This window comes from Mesorhizobium sp. M1E.F.Ca.ET.045.02.1.1, assembly GCF_003952485.1.
Lineage (GTDB): Bacteria > Pseudomonadota > Alphaproteobacteria > Rhizobiales > Rhizobiaceae > Mesorhizobium.
The window spans coordinates 5,800,626-5,817,028 of sequence record NZ_CP034447.1 but is presented as its reverse complement, the minus strand read 5'-3'; the positions used below and the strand labels follow the sequence as shown (position 1 = coordinate 5,817,028).

General features: G+C 61.6%; 19 protein-coding genes and 1 tRNA gene. 13 read left to right on the top strand and 7 right to left on the bottom strand.

The features are described 5' to 3' along the window. Window positions 1–10: 10 nt before the first annotated feature. The 3 genes from EJ070_RS28210 to EJ070_RS28200 are packed head-to-tail and all read right to left on the bottom strand — an operon-like array spanning window position 11 to window position 3,623. Window positions 11–1,264: a sarcosine oxidase subunit beta family protein gene (locus EJ070_RS28210; RefSeq protein ID WP_126094290.1), complete on the bottom strand. Its 1,254-nt coding sequence runs from the start codon at window positions 1,262–1,264 to the stop codon at window positions 11–13. A gap of 9 nt (window positions 1,265–1,273) precedes the next feature. After that, window positions 1,274–2,422 carry a Xaa-Pro peptidase family protein gene (locus EJ070_RS28205; protein WP_126094289.1) on the bottom strand — a complete coding sequence of 383 codons (1,149 nt, stop codon included), beginning with the start codon at window positions 2,420–2,422 and terminating at the stop codon, window positions 1,274–1,276. 19 nt (window positions 2,423–2,441) lie between these two features. Then, the gene (locus EJ070_RS28200) at window positions 2,442–3,623 is read right to left on the bottom strand and encodes a M24 family metallopeptidase (RefSeq protein WP_245464694.1); all 1,182 of its coding nucleotides are present in this window, start codon (window positions 3,621–3,623) and stop codon (window positions 2,442–2,444) included. A 239-nt stretch (window positions 3,624–3,862) separates the two neighbouring features. Here EJ070_RS28200 and ehuB point away from each other — a divergent pair, with 239 nt between their 5' ends. The 10 genes from ehuB to EJ070_RS28150 all read left to right on the top strand — a co-directional run bounded on the left by ehuB (window position 3,863) and on the right by EJ070_RS28150 (window position 10,839). Next, complete coding sequence (gene ehuB, locus EJ070_RS28195) at window positions 3,863–4,732, top strand: ectoine/hydroxyectoine ABC transporter substrate-binding protein EhuB (RefSeq protein WP_126094287.1); 870 nt, start codon at window positions 3,863–3,865, stop codon at window positions 4,730–4,732. Between the two features lie 53 nt (window positions 4,733–4,785). Continuing rightward, complete coding sequence (gene ehuC / locus EJ070_RS28190; RefSeq protein ID WP_126094286.1) at window positions 4,786–5,514, top strand: ectoine/hydroxyectoine ABC transporter permease subunit EhuC; 729 nt, start codon at window positions 4,786–4,788, stop codon at window positions 5,512–5,514. After that, window positions 5,511–6,170 (top strand): ectoine/hydroxyectoine ABC transporter permease subunit EhuD, encoded by a 660-nt coding sequence (ehuD, locus tag EJ070_RS28185; RefSeq protein ID WP_126094285.1) that lies wholly within the window; start codon window positions 5,511–5,513, stop codon window positions 6,168–6,170. The genes ehuC and ehuD overlap by 4 nt, the downstream gene beginning before the upstream one ends. After that, window positions 6,167–6,946, top strand: a complete 780-nt coding sequence (gene ehuA, locus EJ070_RS28180) for an ectoine/hydroxyectoine ABC transporter ATP-binding protein EhuA (RefSeq protein ID WP_126094284.1) — start codon at window positions 6,167–6,169, stop codon at window positions 6,944–6,946. Before ehuD ends, ehuA begins: the two co-directional genes overlap by 4 nt. Next, the gene (locus EJ070_RS28175) at window positions 6,943–7,668 is read left to right on the top strand and encodes a GntR family transcriptional regulator (RefSeq protein WP_126094283.1); all 726 of its coding nucleotides are present in this window, start codon (window positions 6,943–6,945) and stop codon (window positions 7,666–7,668) included. Before ehuA ends, EJ070_RS28175 begins: the two co-directional genes overlap by 4 nt. 217 nt (window positions 7,669–7,885) lie before the next feature. Continuing rightward, window positions 7,886–8,608, top strand: coding sequence for a LuxR family transcriptional regulator (locus tag EJ070_RS28170; RefSeq protein ID WP_126094282.1), 723 nt, complete (start codon window positions 7,886–7,888; stop codon window positions 8,606–8,608). Window positions 8,609–8,691: 83 nt separating this feature from the next. Next, the gene (locus EJ070_RS28165) at window positions 8,692–9,360 is read left to right on the top strand and encodes an acyl-homoserine-lactone synthase (protein ID WP_126094281.1); all 669 of its coding nucleotides are present in this window, start codon (window positions 8,692–8,694) and stop codon (window positions 9,358–9,360) included. A 19-nt stretch (window positions 9,361–9,379) separates the two neighbouring features. After that, window positions 9,380–9,667 (top strand): hypothetical protein, encoded by a 288-nt coding sequence (locus EJ070_RS28160; RefSeq protein WP_126094280.1) that lies wholly within the window; start codon window positions 9,380–9,382, stop codon window positions 9,665–9,667. Window positions 9,668–9,757: 90 nt separating this feature from the next. Then, entirely contained in the window at window positions 9,758–10,042 is a 285-nt protein-coding gene (locus tag EJ070_RS28155; RefSeq protein WP_126094279.1) for a hypothetical protein, read from the top strand. Beyond that, a complete protein-coding gene (locus EJ070_RS28150; protein ID WP_126094278.1) occupies window positions 10,042–10,839 on the top strand; it encodes a hypothetical protein in 798 nt (265 codons plus the stop codon). The genes EJ070_RS28155 and EJ070_RS28150 overlap by 1 nt, the downstream gene beginning before the upstream one ends. A gap of 400 nt (window positions 10,840–11,239) precedes the next feature. On the opposite strand, the gene EJ070_RS28145 is transcribed toward EJ070_RS28150, so the two are convergent. Next, window positions 11,240–11,677, bottom strand: coding sequence for a hypothetical protein (locus EJ070_RS28145; protein WP_126094277.1), 438 nt, complete (start codon window positions 11,675–11,677; stop codon window positions 11,240–11,242). A gap of 194 nt (window positions 11,678–11,871) precedes the next feature. On the opposite strand from EJ070_RS28145, the gene EJ070_RS28140 reads away from it, so the two are divergent. Both EJ070_RS28140 and EJ070_RS28135 read left to right on the top strand, forming a co-directional pair. Next, window positions 11,872–12,423, top strand: coding sequence for a DUF6650 family protein (locus tag EJ070_RS28140; protein WP_126094276.1), 552 nt, complete (start codon window positions 11,872–11,874; stop codon window positions 12,421–12,423). 205 nt (window positions 12,424–12,628) lie between these two features. After that, window positions 12,629–13,156 (top strand): GIY-YIG nuclease family protein, encoded by a 528-nt coding sequence (locus EJ070_RS28135; RefSeq protein WP_126094275.1) that lies wholly within the window; start codon window positions 12,629–12,631, stop codon window positions 13,154–13,156. Window positions 13,157–13,179: 23 nt separating this feature from the next. On the opposite strand, the gene EJ070_RS28130 is transcribed toward EJ070_RS28135, so the two are convergent. The 3 genes from EJ070_RS28130 to EJ070_RS28120 form a co-directional block, all read right to left on the bottom strand. After that, window positions 13,180–13,509: a hypothetical protein gene (locus EJ070_RS28130; protein WP_126094274.1), complete on the bottom strand. Its 330-nt coding sequence runs from the start codon at window positions 13,507–13,509 to the stop codon at window positions 13,180–13,182. Window positions 13,510–13,585: 76 nt separating this feature from the next. Then, window positions 13,586–13,659 (bottom strand) — tRNA-Gln (locus EJ070_RS28125). Window positions 13,660–13,803: 144 nt separating this feature from the next. Continuing rightward, a complete protein-coding gene (locus tag EJ070_RS28120) occupies window positions 13,804–14,736 on the bottom strand; it encodes a YbhN family protein (protein WP_126094273.1) in 933 nt (310 codons plus the stop codon). A gap of 251 nt (window positions 14,737–14,987) precedes the next feature. Here EJ070_RS28120 and EJ070_RS28115 point away from each other — a divergent pair, with 251 nt between their 5' ends. Further along, complete coding sequence (locus EJ070_RS28115; protein ID WP_126094272.1) at window positions 14,988–16,328, top strand: Ppx/GppA phosphatase family protein; 1,341 nt, start codon at window positions 14,988–14,990, stop codon at window positions 16,326–16,328. Window positions 16,329–16,403: the final 75 nt, after the last annotated feature.

The following is a 16,403-nucleotide window of genomic DNA, read 5'->3' as shown; positions in this document are numbered from 1 at the left end:
GTCTTCTTCTCTATTGCAGCCAGGCCGAGGGACCGACGCCGGCCTCGTCGAGCGTGCGGCCGGTGCGGAAACGGTCGAGGCCATAGGCGGCGATCAAGGGATGCGGCTTGCCGGTCGCAAGGGTGTGCGCGAAGCACCAGCCCGAGGCGGGCGTCGCCTTGAAGCCGCCATAGCACCAGCCGCCATTGAGATAGAGCCCGTCGATCGGCGTCGGGCAGATGATCGGACTCGCGTCGGGCGTCATATCCATGACGCCGCCCCAATGTCGCAGCAGCCGGACGCGCGAGATGCAGGGCATCAGCGCGATTGCCGCTTCCGCCACCTCGCGCACGACGCCGAGGTTGCCGCGCTGGGCATAGGAATTGTAGCCGTCGAGATTGCCCCCGAAGACCAGCCCGCCCTTGTCGGACTGGCTGACATAGAAATGATCGGCGCCATAGGCCACGACATGGTCGACCAGCGGCTTCAGCGGCTCGGTGACGAAGGCCTGCAGCACGTGGCTTTCGATCGGCAGTTCGAGCCCAGCCTTCTGGCCGAGCACCGACGTATGGCCGGCGACCGCGAGGCCGACCTTGCCGGCGCCGATCCGGCCCTTGCTCGTCTCCACGCCGACGATCCTGTCGCCGTCGCGGACAAAGCCGGTCACCTCGCAGTTCTGAATGATATCGACGCCGTGACCGTCGGCGGCGCGCGCATAACCCCAGGCGACGGCATCGTGGCGGGCGGTGCCGGCGCGGCCCTGGAGGATCGCGCCATGGATCGGAAATCGCGCCGTGTCGGAGAAATCGAGATAGGGCACGAGCCGCCGCACCTCGTCGCGGTCGAGGATGTCGGCGTCGATGCCGTTCAGCCGCATGATGTTGGCGCGATGGCTGAACGTGTCGAGCTGATCCGCCGAATGAGCGGTGACAATCTGGCCGCGCTGCGAGAACATCACGTTGAAGTTCAGCGCCTGCGACAGGCCTTCCCACAGCTTGACCGAGAATTCATAGAACTGGGTGTTGCCGTCGAGCAGGTAGTTGGAGCGGATGACGGTGGTGTTGCGGCCGACATTGCCGCCGCCGACATAGCCTTTCTCCAGCACCGCGACATTGCGGACGCCGTGGTTCTCGGCCAGGTAGAATGCCGTGGCGAGGCCATGCCCGCCGCCGCCGACGATGATCACGTCATAGGCGCCTTTCGGCTCGGCGGCGCGCCAGGCGCGCTGCCAGTTCTTCTGGCCGGACAGGCCGTTGCGGAAAATCGAAAACGCCGAGTAGCGCATGGTCATCGTCTAGCGAACGATCGGACCGGTCGGGGTGCGCGTCAGCACTTCGGCGCCGGTCTCGGTGAGAAGCACGGTGTTGGAGATGAAATCGTCGCCGCGGCCGGTGCCCATCAGCCAGGACAGGATGTGGAAGCTCATGCCGGTCTCGATCTCGAGATCGGAATCGTGCCGCAGGCCCGTCACCGAATTGCCGCCAGTCCAGGACGGCGGCTGGCCGATGCCGACGAGATAGCCGCAATGATGGCGGCGATAGTGCGAAAGGCCGGCCTCGTCGGCGACACCCTGCCAGGCGGCGTAGACGTCGCGCGCCCTGACGCCGGGTTTCAGCGCCTTGACGACGGCATTGAACGCCTTGGCCGTCACCTCGGCCATCGCGGCGTCCTCGTCCCTGATGCTACCGATACGGATCAGCCGGCCGAGCGGTGCGTGATAGCGCGAAACGCAGCCGGACAGTTCGACGAAGACCGGCTCGCCGCTTCGATAGATGCCGTCGCCCCAGGTCGTGTGTTCCTCGCCGAGCCGGGCGGCGGGGCGGATGAAGGGGCCGAAGCCGGGCGCATGGCCGCCGGCGCGCGCCATCGCCGCCACGCATTGCGCGGCGACCTCCTGCTCGGCGGCGCCGTCGTGGATCGCCGCGATCGCGGCACCGGCGGCGGCATCCGTGACCTTGGCGGCGCGGCGCATCAGCGCCTGTTCCTCGGCGCTCTTAACTAGCCTCATTCTGTCGACCAGCCCGGAGACATCGCTCCATTTGGCCTCGGCCTGCGCTTCCAGTTTCAGGGCGAGGCCGTGGCTGAGGCCCGAGGTCCAGTATTCGAGACCGATGCGCTTGCCCGTCAGGCCGAGTTCGGAAAGGACGCTCGCGGCAAGATCCGCCGCCGTCTCGCTGTCGGAATGGCCGCGGAATTCCGCCGCCTTCACCTGGTTTTCGATCGTCACCTTCTCCATCGAGCGGGTGATGAGAACCGGCTGCCGGTCGAGCGGCACGATCAGAAGATGCGGCGCGAAATAGCCCCAATGGTCGAGACCGGTGAGATAGAAGACATTTTCCGGCGAAGCGAAGACGGCGGCGTCGAGCCCGCGCTCGGCCAACGCATTGCGCACCTTCGACAGGCGGCCGGCGATCTCGGCTTCCGAAAAGGGATTGCGGTCCATTGTGTATCCTCGAAATTGGTCAGTCGATGACGATGAGGTCGCGGGTGACGTCGCAGAGCCGCTCGCCGCCGTTCTCGGCAACGACGAAGGACTCCGAAATGGCGACGCCGAAATCCTCGAGCCAGACGCCGGCCATGAGGTGGAAGCACATGCCGGGCTCGAGCTCGGTCTTGTCGCCGGGTCTCAGGCTCACGGTGCGTTCGCCCCAGTCCGGCGGATAGGCGAGGCCGACCGGGTAGCCCACCCGGCTTTCCTTCTTCAGCCCGTTTCTGCGCAGCACTGCCTGCCAGGCGGCTTCGACCTGTTCCGCGGTGTTGCCGGGCCGCGCCATTGCGAGGCCGGCGTCGACGCCTTCGACGATCACCTTGGCCATATCGGAAAGGGCTGCCGGCGGCTTGCCGAAATGCACCGTCCGGGTCAGCGCCGCATGGTAGCGCCGCCGCACGCCGGCGATCTCGATGATGGCGAGCCCGCTGTCGGGAAGCGGCGCGTCCGACCAGGTCAGATGCGGCGTGCTTGTGCCTTCGCCGACCGGCATCAATGGGCAGATGGCGGTATAGTCGCCGCCGGCGCCGGCCACGCCCATGATCTGCGCGTGATAGATCTCGGCGATGACGTGGTTCTGCGGCACGCCGGGCCGCATCTTTTCGATGGCGCGGTTCATGGCATTGCTGCAGATCGCGCCCGCCTCGCGGATCAGCGCCAGCTCGGCTTCGGATTTCACCAGGCGCGCCCAGTTGACGAGGTCGCCATTGTTGGAAAAGCGCGCCTCGGGCAGGCCGCCGGCGAGATGGGCATGGCAGCGCGCGGTGTAATAATGCGCATCCATCTCGACGCCGATCCGCGCCCTGTTCCAGCCGCGCGCCCTGATCAGCCCGGCGAGCTCGTCATAGGGATGCTCGACGGGATGCTGCACCAGTCGCTCCGAGAACGGGACGATGTTCGTTTCGGGCAGGCCGGTGGTCATGCGGGCGCTCTTGGCGTCCTGCGCCCTGCCGAACCAGATCGGACGCTCTTCCTCCAGATGAACGAGCACGCATTGCGGCACGTAGAAAGACCAGCCGTCATAGCCGGTCAGCCAGCACATGTTGGCGGGATCCTGACAGATGATGAGATCGAAGCCGGCCGTTTCCATGCGGTGCTTCACGTCGGCCAGACGCCGCGCGTATTCCGCCTTGGTGAACCCGTCCGACCCGCTCAAAACCGTCCCTCCCATCGCCGCGGCCGAACGCGGCTCTCGGCCTGTAGTTTCAGGAAAATGCCCTTAATTGTGCACAACTTGTCAATGGTTATGCCGCGCATTGTGGCGATAGCGGCTATTTTCCAAGATTCGTACAGCGCATCTTGCGATATGTCCAGATGAGTTGTATACGTCTTATGAGCTTGAAGCGATGGAGGAGAAACGTCGCTCGAGCCAAGCAATCATTGAAAGGGGAACGCATGTTCACGTCACAGATATCCCGCCGCGCGGTCGTGAAGGCCGCCGCTTGCCTTGCGCTTGCCGCGACAGCATTCACGTCACTGCCGGCCAAGGCGGAGACGACCCTCGAACGCGCCAAGAAGGACGGCTACATCCGTGTCGGCTTTGCCAACGAGGCGCCGTTCGGTTTCGCGACGCCCGACGGCAAGCTGACCGGCGAAGCGCCTGAGGTCGCCAAGGCGGTGCTCGCCAAGATGGGCATCAAGCAGGTGGACGGCGTGCTGACCGAGTTCGGCTCGCTCATTCCGGGCCTTAAGGCCGGCCGCTTCGACATCATCGCCGCCGGCATGTTCATCAATCCGAAGCGCTGCGCCGAGATCAATTTCTCGGAGCCGTCCTACGGCATCGGTGAGGCCATGCTGGTTGCGAAGGGCAATCCGAAAGGCCTGACGGACTATTCCAGCATCAAGGCCAATCCCGATCTCAAGCTCGCCGTGATGGCCGGCGCCGTCGAGGGCGGATACGCCAAGGATGCGGGTGTCGCCGAGGCGCAGCTCGTCACCTTGCCCGATCAGTCCAGCCTGGTTGCCGCCGTTCAGTCGGGCCGCGCCGATGCGGCCACGCTGACGGCGCTGTCGATCGCCGAGATGGCCAAGAAGGCCGACGGCGTCGAATCGACCAAGCCGTTCGGCGAGGTTGCCGGCAAGTCGGTCAAGGGTCATGGCGGCTTCGGCTTCCGCAAGGAAGACACCGATTTGCAGGAAGCGTTCAACGCCGAGCTGAAGAAGTTCATCGGGTCGCCCGAGCATATCGCCCTTGTCGAGCCGCTCGGCTTCGGCAAGGACTATCTGCCCAACAAGACCACCGCGCAGCTCTGCAAGGGCGAATAAGTTCCCAACTGCTGGCGGCGCGAGAGCGCCGCCCTCTTTTTCCTGGAGGGCAGATGGGAATCCGCACGTTAGTTGCCATGCTGGTTGTCGCGCTCGCCGTTATCGGCGTGCTGGCGACGCAGGCATCCTATAGACTGTTCCTGCCGGGGCTGCTGCAGGGCGCGCTGCTGACCATCGAAATAGCCGTGATTGGCAGCCTGCTGGCGATTGTCATGGGCGTGCTCGCGGCGCTTGCGCGCATGTACGGCCCAGCGCCGCTCAGATGGCTGGCGACGGTCTATGTCGAGATCTTCCGCGGCACCTCGGCGCTGGTGCAGCTATTCTGGCTGTTCTTCGTGCTGCCGCAGTTCGGCGTCACGCTCAACGCCTTTCTGGTTGCTGTTCTGGCGCTTGGGCTGAACGTCGGCGCCTATGGGTCGGAAGTCGTGCGCGGCGCCATCCAATCGGTCGCGCGCGGCCAATGGGAAGCGGGAACGGCGCTCAACATGAGCCGGTCGCAGATGCTGCGCCGGATCATCCTGCCGCAGGCCTTCATCGCCATGATCCCGCCCTGGGGCAATCTGTTCATCGAGCTTCTGAAAGCGACCGCCCTGGTCTCGCTGATCACGCTCACCGACCTTGCCTTCAAGGCGCAGCAGATGAACCAGACCACGTTCAAGACCATTCCCATCTTCACGCTGGTGCTGCTGATGTATCTTGCCATGTCGCTGGTCATCTCCATCGGCATGCGGCTGCTCGAAAGGCGGGCTTCGCTCGGCCTGGCGCGGGGGAGGGCGGCATGATCTGGGATTGGAGTTTTACCTTGCAGATCCTGCCGGTGCTGGCGCACGCGGCAATCATCTCCATTGAGGCAACGCTGCTAGGCTTTGTCATCGCCGCCTCGCTCGGCCTTGTCCTGGCGGTGGTCCGCATCGCCGTGCCATGGACCGGCTGGACGATCTCGGTGCTGGTCGAGCTGATCCGCTCGACGCCGCTGCTCATCCAGATCTTCTTTATCTATTTCGTGTTTCCGAAATTCGGCCTCGTGATCGATGCGTTCACCGCCGGCGTTGTCGCCATCGGCGTCCACTACGCCGCCTATTGTTCGGAGGTTTACCGCGCCGGTTTCGACAACATCCATCGTGGCCAGTGGGAAGCCGCGATCGCGCTCAATCTCTCGGCCTGGACGACGTTCCGCGACATCATCATCCCGCAGGCGATCCCGCCGATCGTGCCGGCGCTCGGCAACTATCTGGTTGCGCTGTTCAAGGAAACGCCGCTGCTTTCGGCGATCGCGGTGCTGGAACTCATGCAGACCGCCAAGATCATCGGCTCCGAAACCTTCCGCTACACCGAGCCGATGACGCTGGTCGGCCTGTTCTTTCTGGCGATGAGCCTGGTATCGGCCGCGCTTATCCGTGCCCTCGAACGCCTGCTCAACAGAAGGACCGTACGATGACCGAGCAACCGATGGTCCGCTTCGACAATGTTTCCAAGCGCTACGGCGCGCTGACCGTTCTCGACGGATTGAGCCTCGACATCGCCCGCGGCGAGAAGGTCTCCATCATAGGCCCGTCCGGCTCCGGCAAGACCACCGTGCTGCGCATGCTGATGACGCTGGAAACCATCAATGACGGCGTCATCTGGGTGGAAGGCGAGCCTCTCACGCATATGGAGAAGAACGGCAAGCTCGTGCCGGCCGATCTTGCCCATATCCGCCGCGTTCGCGCCAAGATCGGCATGGTCTTCCAGTCGTTCAACCTTTTCCCGCATATGACGGCATTGCAGAACTGCATCGAGGCGCCGATAACGGTTCTCGGCATGAAGCGGGCCGAAGCCGAGGCAAGGGCGGCCGAGCTCCTCAACATGGTCGGCCTGTCGGAGAAGAAGGACCATTATCCCTCGCAGCTCTCCGGCGGCCAGCAGCAGCGCGTCGCGATTGCCCGCGCTTGCGCCATGCGGCCGAAGATCATGCTGTTCGACGAGGTGACCTCGGCGCTCGACCCGGAACTTGTCGGCGAAGTGCTGCAGGTGATAAGGCAGCTCGGCCGTGAGCATGACCTGACCATGCTGATGGTCACCCACCAGATGGGCTTCGCCAAGGAATTTTCAGACCGGGTCTGTTTCTTCTATCAGGGCAAGATCTGCGAACAAGGATCGCCGAGCGAGTTGTTCGGCGCGCCAAAGAATGAGCGGACGCGGCAGTTCCTGCACGCCGTCCTGGAGGCTGGATGACGCTTGACACGGATGCCCCGGCCGCTGCGGTGATCAGTGCTGCTCCACGCCCGCTGTCGGCGCGGGAACGGTTCGAACGCATCTACCTGATCTTGCGCGACCGCATCTGCCTGCTCGACTACCCGCCGGGAAGCCGGCTTTCCGAGGAAGAGCTCGCCCAGGAATTCGAGATCAGCCGCACGCCGGTCCGGCGCGTCCTGGCGCGCCTTGAATCCGAAGGCCTGGTTCAATCCGTCCACGGCGTCGGCACCATCGTCACCGACGTCGATATCGAGGAATTGCAGCAGGTCTATCATCTGCGCCTGGAACTGGCGCTTCTGGTCGGCAAGCTTTCGCCGATTCCGCGCACGGCGGCGGACCTGGATCGGATCCGGGCGCTGATTGCCCGCTGCGATTCCGACATGCTCAATCCGGATCAGCGCGCCTTCCTGCAGCTCAACATGGATTTCTTCACCGAACTGTCCGGCATGACCGGGAACCAGCCGCTGCGCGAGATCAGCGAAAGGCTGTATTTCCAGGTGGCGCGCGTCGTCCTCAAGATGATGCCGCAACTCGGCCTCGTGGAGGAGTTCACCGCGTTCCGGCGTGAAATGGAGGAGGTCCTGGCCGCGGCCGAGATCGGCGACTGGGAATCGATCGGCCACATAAGGCGCGCCCACATCTCCATGAGCTTCCTGCGCATGATGCGCCACGCCGGCGCGGCAAGCGGCCTGGAAGGCTGAGGCGCACAGCCGCAACTTCTTCACTGTCACCTCGGCAGGGCCGCTTGCTCGTAAAGACGAGATGACGACAGCCAGGCTCGAAGGTTTCGCGGGACGGCAACTTCGGCACCTGGAAGTATCTCCTCGCCTGGACTTTGCGCCGGAGCCGCGAATTTTTATATTCAAGTTATCTAAAATCCTCTATAAATGGATCATGCGGGAGAGGGGGGTCTCTGGCATGATCGACTCGGATGTATTCGACTTCGTCGAGCGCTGCAGGAAGCACACGGCGACGGGACCGCTGTTGAGCGATCTGCTCGATACGGTAAAAAATCTTGGATTCGAACATCTTATCTTGAGCGGCGTGCCCTTGGGCGGGCAGAAGCTGGCACCGATGGTGGAATTGAACGGCTGGCCCGAAGGCTGGTTCGAACGCTATGTGGAGGCCGAGCACGCCGCCGTGGATGGCGTCTGCATCTATTCGGCGAAGACGTTGAAGCCGTTCCTGTGGTCTGAAGTTCCCGCCAAGTGGTCCGATACGCAAGCCTCGCGGCGCGTTGCGGGCGAGGCGACGGAATTCGGCATCTGCAGCGGCTTCGCCGTACCGATGCTGAGCGTCCATCACTGGCAGTCCGTGCTGTCATTCGCCTCCTCTCAGAAGCGCTGCAACCTGTCGCCGCGCCAGCAGGTGCAACTGGTCACCATGGCCGTGTACGCCGGCATGGCGATCCAGGCGCTTGCGAACGACGATGAAGACGGTGAAGGTCCGCTGACCGATCGGGAAAAGGAAGTGCTGCTATGGGCCGCGGCTGGCAAGACCTCGTCGGAAACCTCGCAGATCCTCGGCCTGACGGAGCGCACCGTCAAATGGCACGCGACGCGGGCCCGCGAGGCTTTTGGCGTGGCCACCACTACGCAAGCCGTCGTCGAGGCGGTGCGCCGGCGCCTGATCCACCCGTAACTGCGTCAACTGTCCGATCGGACAGGTGACGCACATTAGAACGGCTGCAACTATTCCCCCAAGAACGGTCGGGGGATCGCGCGATGATTACGGCTCATGTCGTCAATGCGCATAACAAGCATCTCTACGAAAACGAATTCGACGAATTTCTGCGCCGCCGGCACGACTTCTTCGTGCATCAGAAACGCTGGCGCCCTCCGAGCCCGGACGGCCGCGAGCTAGACCAGTTCGATACGGACGCGGCGACCTATCTGCTCGGTATCGAAGATGGTCGCGTCGTGACCTCGGCTCGATTGATCCCAACCAGCGAGCCGCACATGGTCTCGGAGGTCTTTCCTCACATGTGCGAGAAATCGGGCGTCCCGAGACGTCCCGACTGGGCCGAATGGACGCGCACCTTCGTCGTTCCCGACAAGCGCTCGACCGGGTTGCGAGGCACGCTGACGCAGCTCTGCTGCGCGGTGATGGAATACGCCCTCGATGAGGGCCTGAGCGCGGTCGGCGGCGTCCAGGAAACCTACTTCATGCCCCACCACGGCGCGCTGAAATGGCATGCCGAGCCGCTGGGCATGGCCAGGGAAGAAAACGGCGAATGGTACATCGTCGCGTATATCGAGGTGAATGAAGCGGCGCTTGCGAGTGTTCAGAAGATACTGGGGATTGAGCATTCGTTGCTGGTGAGAAGGGGGACGCAAGTCCCGTTCGTTGAACAACCGACCTGCCATAACTCGGTTGTTTTGGTTGAGGTATAGTCACTAACGGGAGGTAGTCATGTCAGAAGTTCTAGCTGCTGCCACAATAAAAGAAGGAAAATTGGATACGTACACACCAAACGTAAAATGGGAAAACAATATACTTTCTTTTGAAATTCCGGAAAAATACAAAGGAAAATTTGTTCCAATGGTTTCTCATTGCCATAACGTGCCTTATGTAACGAGCACCCATTGGATCAAGCAGATCGGCCAAGAATACATTGTTGTGATGCAGTCGGCGCAAGATACGAGCGGGCGGGTGTTCCCGCCTACTGATTTTACGGCAGTGATAGTGTCAACTATATAGTTTGGTTGATGCCATTTTAAATGATACTTATGCAAAGCAATAGAGAAGACAAGGGGAAGCAGTCGTCGTTGACGATTGCTGGGAGGGGGTATGACAAGGAAATTCCACAAATCCATCAGTAAGAAGCGAGTTGAAGCGATCATAGAGCGGTTAGCGGGCAATGCGACGCCGCCCACTTTCTCTAAAGATCTCGTGGCTACCATGGCTGTGAAGGCTCCCGCTGGCAAGGGCGAGCCTATCGGCTGTTGCGCCATTGTCGTAAACAGTTCGACCCACCTCAGGCCGACTACCAAAGCGGTCTGCGATCAAATCGAACAGGATTTGAATGGCGCAGGCTCGACACAATGGTTCGCGGATCCTTGTAGGGCCTGGTGATGTTGACGCGCATTGCGATTGCCTCGACAATCTGTGGTTTGGCGTTGGTGGGCTGCGCAAACCCGCGCTTTAGCGTCCCATATACGAAAGCCGGATATCCAGACGCAATCGACATCAACAAGCGTATTCGCTGCGAGTTGGCGACGCTAGTTAGCAAAAAGGATGGTTTCCCGTTCCGACCTGTCTTGCTCCAAGGAAATTATCGGGTCGCCGGCATTCTATCGTTAGGAAGCAAGCTGAGTGCTGGTGTGAAGCCATCACTGGGCTTTCCCGGGGCAGGAAGAGTCACGGGTGGAGTTGTAGATATCGACGTGACCCCCAACGTTACACGCACGATAGAGAGAACGGGGGTGACTTATCTGAACTATTCTCTTTTCGACATTTACAATCACACAGGGGATGCCGGGGCCGATTTTACTTGTCCGAACGCGACCAGCGATCTGGCAGGGAAGTTGGGAATTGCGGAATTGGTGGCAACCTCCCTGCCACTCCCGATTCAGCAAGACGCCGGTGCTCCTGGAGGTCAGTTTGGCGGCACGATTACCTTCACCACGAATGTGGGTGTTACAGGCGGCCCAACCTGGATACTGAAGCACTTCAAGGGTCCTGGCAGCGGCTTTGCAAACGCCTCAAACGAATATACCAACAAACTGACCCTAGCCTTCTTCCAGCAACCGCTTGGCAAGACAAAAGCCGAAACTGAAAGGTTGGTTCGGGCCGAGGCGTTGCAGGTCCTTCAGTCAATCATTGATCAGGACACGTCTCGCCAGCTATCGACGATCATCAACAGCCAGTAATTTAGCCAGATGACGTGTCTTCGAGCCACTCGCTCTCTAAGTCGGCGGGGTGGGCCTCGTGCCAGTTCTGCTGGTTCGGCGCGATGAAGTTATGCAGGCGCTCGGTGAGGCGGGTATTTGGCCGGCAGCTATCCGTGAGACCTGTGATGGTCCAGAGCGATCTACCTAGGCCAGACATCTATATCCCGGACGAGCGGTTTCACACGCTCATCGAGCGGTTGAAGGAAATCAAACGAGGCGGACGATGAGGCCCGCGACAAAGCCATCCAGTTCGCGTTGATGGACATTGGCGGTATCGCATCGGAAAGCTTGCGCGGCTACTATGAATAGCTGCCGTCAAACCCTCGCCGACCGACAGGAAGCCCGCTCGCTACTGGGCGGGCTTCGTTTGCCGAGATCGTCACATAAAGTAGATGTCGCTCTCGCGGTCCATCGGCGCTGCAAAATAATTAGCTTCGGCGGGAGCACCGGAATCTCGCGTTACATCTCGGAAGAATTTTTGGTCGAACCGGCCCCGGCAAAGCGCCATATATCTCATGGCTCTAATTAGTGCTGATCGATCCCAATCGCCGCCACCGTGGCGAGCGCTATAAATGTCTTCCAACTGGTAGAAGGTCGGCGCGATTCCTTGTCCGCCGTCCCAAGCGTCATCGAGGCGCTTGCTAAGCTCCTCCATCATTTCCTTCGTCACGGCAAAATTATCTTCGAACGCCTGATGCCATTGCGCGCCTTCATGAAAGATCGGGTAAACATCGTTGTCCCAGGCATAGACGTAGGCATCATCAATGCGCCGGCCCATTTCTGGATGCAGCGCCATCGACAAAATGTTGAACTTCATTAGCGTGTATTCTTTGGAAGTCACTTCCCCACCTATCAGTAGTGTTGCAGTCGCCGATAGGTGGGTGAAACGGCGGACGTATTCAATGGTGATCGGTGGCTTTGCACCACTTTTTCAAACAACGTCATAGGCGGCCCTTTCTTTTGTGCTTTGCCGCGCCAATGATGCGAATCTGGGAGTGGAGGGGATAGTAGATGGCAATTGTTCGACGCGGCTTCGACGCGATCCGAAGCAGGCTCACCGGCATCGGCTTCCTCAGTATTAGCGCAAGCTGGAACCCGCCAGTCGCACAACGGACAGTGATCTTGCGGCTGTTCAATTTCTTGGAGAACCGGCGCGTCCTCTACGTCCCAATGCATTTCGAAGTTCCGGACCAAGTTGACCAATCCGTGATTCAGATTCGCAATGAGCTTACGCAAATCTTGAACGACCTTCCCGAGGACTCGCCAGCCGCACGGCGCGTCCGGCATCTACGCACCGCCTGCCGGCGCTTTCTGGAGGATGAGCCGCCTGATTACCGAAACATCGCTTATCGCCTTCGCAACGACTTCGACCACGGATCACCGTCACGGTGGCACGCTCACGGCGAGCGCGCGTTGACGCCCGGCTATTTCGTGACGCTAGGGGAGTTGCGGGCAACCTTCGGATTGCAGCTTTCGGCGCTCGCGGCCGAATTCGAGATAGACGTGGAGGAAGACCTTGCGTCGATTTTTCCAGTTGCCCTGGACCCGCGAGGCGAAGAGTGAACAAAGGGCTTCTGAAGGCTGAAATTCTCCGCCAGATAAAAAACTCGCGGAAGAGGATGGTTCGCCTCCCGGCCGCGCACGATTTCAGAACGCCACCGGTATCAAACACCACGAGTGGCGCGGGCTGATTTGGAGGACATGGAGCGACGCCTTAGAGGAAGCCGGCTTCGCTCCAAAGAACTTCACCGGCCGGATTGACGCAGATGTGGTCCTAACCGCCGTCATTGGCCTAGCCCGCCGGTTGAAACGATTTCCGAATTCGTCCGACCTGCTTTTTGAAGGCTCTAACAATCCAGAGTTTCCAAATGCCAAGACCATCATGCAGCGCTGGAAAATGACGGAACTGGCGGATGCGGTTCGAACACTGTCAGAGAGGCTCGGCGACAGCGAGACGACTGCATACAGCGACGACTATCTCGCAATCGCTCGCTCAAAGGCGCCCGTCGAAGAGGATGAGACGGCAGCGAACGAAAGCGTCGGCTATGTCTACATGATCCGCTACGGCAAGGATTTCAAAATTGGCCGGACTTCATCTTTGACCCGGCGTTCTCGCCAGATTCAAATCGAGTTGCCGGAATCTACAGACCTTGTGCATTCTATCTTGACTGATGACCCGGCTGGAATCGAAGCCTATTGGCATCGTCGCTTCGCCAGCTATCGAGGAAGCGGCGAGTGGTTCCGATTGCCGAAGCATGAGGTTGCCGCGTTTAAGAAGTGGACCAAGATTCTCTAATGCCTAGCGACAGATTGTGCGCCTCACGAGTAATCCCTTGCCACGTATTGCGCCGCGAACTCCGCTTCCAGCCGCTTGTCGTCTTCCCGTGACATCGGCGAGGGGTTTGCCCTATCCCATGCCCGCAAGCGAGCATTTGCGGCTTTCATCGCCTTGAAGAGATCGCTGTTCGATAAGTCATCGGCCCCTGTTTCCTGTCTGAACGCCCTAAATGCTTCCGACCGTCGCGTTGACCACCCCGCATATGCCGGATGATTTGCGAGCCGATATTCCTGCAACGCTTGCTCGCGGTGTTCGGCGGCGCGCCTTTCCCATGGAGCGGGCTTGCCCTTCTTGCCGGGATTGTTGCTCATGATGTGTCCCCGCGATGTATCACTTAGCATTCTCTAATAAGAGCTAAGTATCTGATTTTATCGCAAAAAGTAAGGATGGCTGGGGAACCTGGATTCGAACCAGGACTAACGGAGTCAGAGTCCGTGGGTCTACCGTTAACCTATTCCCCAGCAGGCGCGGTTGGTTTCGCGCGAAGCGGGCGGCTCATGCGCCGCGAGCGCTGCCTTGTAGCCGCCGCCGGAAAATAGTCAACCCCGCACGGCGTTTCAATCGCAGCCTTTTTCTCGTTCGCTCACCGGAGCGCTTGAGAAGGCTCAGCCTTCGCCGCGGCTGTATTGCGAATGCTCGAAGAACAGCACCACGCCGAGCCCTATCAAGAGCGGGATGATCAGGTAGAACAGGCGGAACACCAGGAGGGCGGCCAGCACGCCGACCGGGTCCATGTGCGACAGACCGGCCAGGAAGACGATCTCGAAGACGCCAAGCGCACCCGGCGCATGCGACAGCAACCCCACCGAGAACGACACCATGAACACGCCGAGCACGACGAAATAGCCGGGATTGCCGGCCGCCGGCAGGGCAAAGTAGATGATCGCCGCGGCCGCCAGCAGCTCGACCGGGCCGATCAGCAATTGCCGCGCCACGATCGGCAGCGCCGGGTAATGCACCTGGAAGCTGCCGATCTTGAGCGGCCTCAGATGCAGCCAGCTGCAGAACACATAAACGCCGACCAGGATCAGCATGACGAGGCCGGCGGCCGCTGCCAGTTCGTGGTGCGGGGTCGTGGTGAAACGATCGACGATCTGCGGTTCCAGCACCAGCACGAGGCCGCCGACAAGCAGGCTGGAGAGCACGAAGGTGATCCAGCAGATCGCCACCAGAACGCCGACATCCTGGCCGGTCAGGCCTCTCGTGCCATAGGCGCGGTAGCGGATCACCGCGCCCGACAGCACCGAGCCGCCGATATTGTGCGACAGCGCATAGGTGGTGAAGGAGCAAAGCGTGACGAACAGCCACGAGACTCGTCTGCCGATATGAAGCAGCGCGATGTGGTCGTAGCCGGCGAGCGAGGCATAGGCGACGACCGAGCTCAGCGCCGCAAACATCCAGGCGCGCGGGGCGATGGCGACGATGCCGGCCCAGACGTCGTCGATCGAGATGCCGCGCAGCTCGTGGATGAGCAGCCAAAGTGAGAACACCACGGCCGCTATGCCGATGATCGGCCAGAAATAGCGCCCCCAGTTCATGGCGTCGTCGTCATGCGATCAAGCTCATTGATATGATGTTGCCCAGTACCCTTTTCCAACCCTCATTTGAGACATGCCTGATTGAAGCCGGCTATTCAACCGGCAAGAGATTGCCCCGGCGTGACGCCGCCAAAAATCAGGCCGCGCGCTCTTGGTGATTGCGGATCGCGCTGCTAGTCTGTCCTCAACTTGAAACAAATCGAGGTGCCTGCTGCGTCCTTCGGGTTCGCGCGGCGCCGAAAGGAATTGCAGTGGAAGACCACGATACCGGCGCGGGCGCGTCGGCAGTGGGCATGTCCGGGGCATCGCCGGCGGAGTCGGCCGCCCCGTCCGCTGGGCGGTTCAGCCGTCATGCTGGCGCGCATGCCAGACATGTCGACCAAAGACATGCCGACAATCAAGGCGAGAACCAGAAGGGCAAGACGCGCAAGCGCCGCAAGCGCAGGCGCGGTCGCAAGGTGTTCGCGCGCGACGAGAATGGCGCCATACCGGTGTCGGCACCCGCCGCCAATCCCGTCAGCCATCCAACGCAGCCCGCGGCGGCAACGTCGCAGCCGCCGGTTTCGAACGTGCAGCGGCGGCCGCAGCAGGAGCTGCCGGTGTTCGCCGCGCTCGATCTCGGCACCAACAATTGCCGGCTGCTTGTCGCGGTGCCCGGCCGGCACGGCCAGTTCCGCGTCATCGATGCCTTCTCGCGGATCGTCAGGTTGGGCGAGGGGCTCTCCGCCAGTGGGCGGCTCGGCCGGGCCGCCATGGACCGCGCCGTCGAGGCGTTGAAAATCTGCGGCGAGAAGCTGCGCAACCGCAAGATCAGGAAGGCGAGGCTGATCGCCACCGAAGCCTGCCGCTCCGCCGAAAACGGCGTCGAGTTCCTCGAACGCGTCGAGCGCGAGGCCGGCCTCAAGCTTGAGATCATCGATCGCCAGACCGAGGCCCGCCTAGCGGTCTCCGGCTGCGGCTCGCTGGTCGAGCGCGACACGCGCGGCGTGGTGCTGTTCGATATCGGCGGCGGCTCGTCGGAGATCGCGTTGATCGACCTGACCCGAGGCCAGCGTTCGCCGCGGCTGGCCAACCACATCGTTTCCTGGACGTCGCTTCCCGTCGGTGTCGTGTCGCTTGCCGAACGCTTCGGCGGCCGCACGGTGACGCGTGAGACCTTCGGCGCCATGGTCGACGACGTCGCTGTGCGCCTCAAGGCCTTCGACGGGCGCGACCGGCTGGCGCATGTGCTCGCCAGCCCGCAGTTCCATCTGCTTGGCACCTCCGGCACGGTGACGACGCTGGCCGGCGTCCATCTCGACCTTGAGCGCTACGACCGCCGCCGGGTCGATGGGCTCTGGATGGATCGCACGAGCGTCGACCGCATGATCGAGAAGCTGATCGGCTGGGATTTCCATCAGCGCGTCGCCAATCCCTGCATCGGCGCCGACCGCGCCGACCTCGTGCTCGCCGGCTGCGCCATCCTGGAAGCGATCCGCGGCGTGTGGCCGTCCGAGCGGCTGCGCGTCGCCGACCGCGGCCTGCGCGAAGGCATATTGAGCGAGCTGATGGCCGACGACGGTGTCTGGCGTCATGACGGGCGCCGCGCATGACCCCAAAAAGTGGCTGCGTTGCTCTGATGAGCAGTCGACCCCCACTCCGTCGAGCTTCGCTCGACACCTCTCCCC

Bases quoted from the DNA above. Each gene is read 5' to 3' on its own strand.
- ehuB (WP_126094287.1), top strand. From the start codon at position 3,863: ATGTTCACGTCACAGATATCCCGCCGCGCGGTCGTGAAGGCCGCCGCT.
- ehuD (WP_126094285.1), top strand. From the start codon at position 5,511: ATGATCTGGGATTGGAGTTTTACCTTGCAGATCCTGCCGGTGCTGGCG.
- EJ070_RS28210 (WP_126094290.1), bottom strand. From the start codon at position 1,264: ATGCGCTACTCGGCGTTTTCGATTTTCCGCAACGGCCTGTCCGGCCAG.
- EJ070_RS28160 (WP_126094280.1), top strand. From the start codon at position 9,380: ATGTCAGAAGTTCTAGCTGCTGCCACAATAAAAGAAGGAAAATTGGAT.
- EJ070_RS28165 (WP_126094281.1), top strand. From the start codon at position 8,692: ATGATTACGGCTCATGTCGTCAATGCGCATAACAAGCATCTCTACGAA.
- EJ070_RS28145 (WP_126094277.1), bottom strand. From the start codon at position 11,677: ATGAAGTTCAACATTTTGTCGATGGCGCTGCATCCAGAAATGGGCCGG.
- EJ070_RS28170 (WP_126094282.1), top strand. From the start codon at position 7,886: ATGATCGACTCGGATGTATTCGACTTCGTCGAGCGCTGCAGGAAGCAC.
- EJ070_RS28140 (WP_126094276.1), top strand. From the start codon at position 11,872: ATGGCAATTGTTCGACGCGGCTTCGACGCGATCCGAAGCAGGCTCACC.
- EJ070_RS28155 (WP_126094279.1), top strand. From the start codon at position 9,758: ATGACAAGGAAATTCCACAAATCCATCAGTAAGAAGCGAGTTGAAGCG.
- EJ070_RS28120 (WP_126094273.1), bottom strand. From the start codon at position 14,736: ATGAACTGGGGGCGCTATTTCTGGCCGATCATCGGCATAGCGGCCGTG.
- EJ070_RS28175 (WP_126094283.1), top strand. From the start codon at position 6,943: ATGACGCTTGACACGGATGCCCCGGCCGCTGCGGTGATCAGTGCTGCT.
- EJ070_RS28205 (WP_126094289.1), bottom strand. From the start codon at position 2,422: ATGGACCGCAATCCCTTTTCGGAAGCCGAGATCGCCGGCCGCCTGTCG.
- EJ070_RS28130 (WP_126094274.1), bottom strand. From the start codon at position 13,509: ATGAGCAACAATCCCGGCAAGAAGGGCAAGCCCGCTCCATGGGAAAGG.
- EJ070_RS28150 (WP_126094278.1), top strand. From the start codon at position 10,042: ATGTTGACGCGCATTGCGATTGCCTCGACAATCTGTGGTTTGGCGTTG.
- ehuA (WP_126094284.1), top strand. From the start codon at position 6,167: ATGACCGAGCAACCGATGGTCCGCTTCGACAATGTTTCCAAGCGCTAC.
- ehuC (WP_126094286.1), top strand. From the start codon at position 4,786: ATGGGAATCCGCACGTTAGTTGCCATGCTGGTTGTCGCGCTCGCCGTT.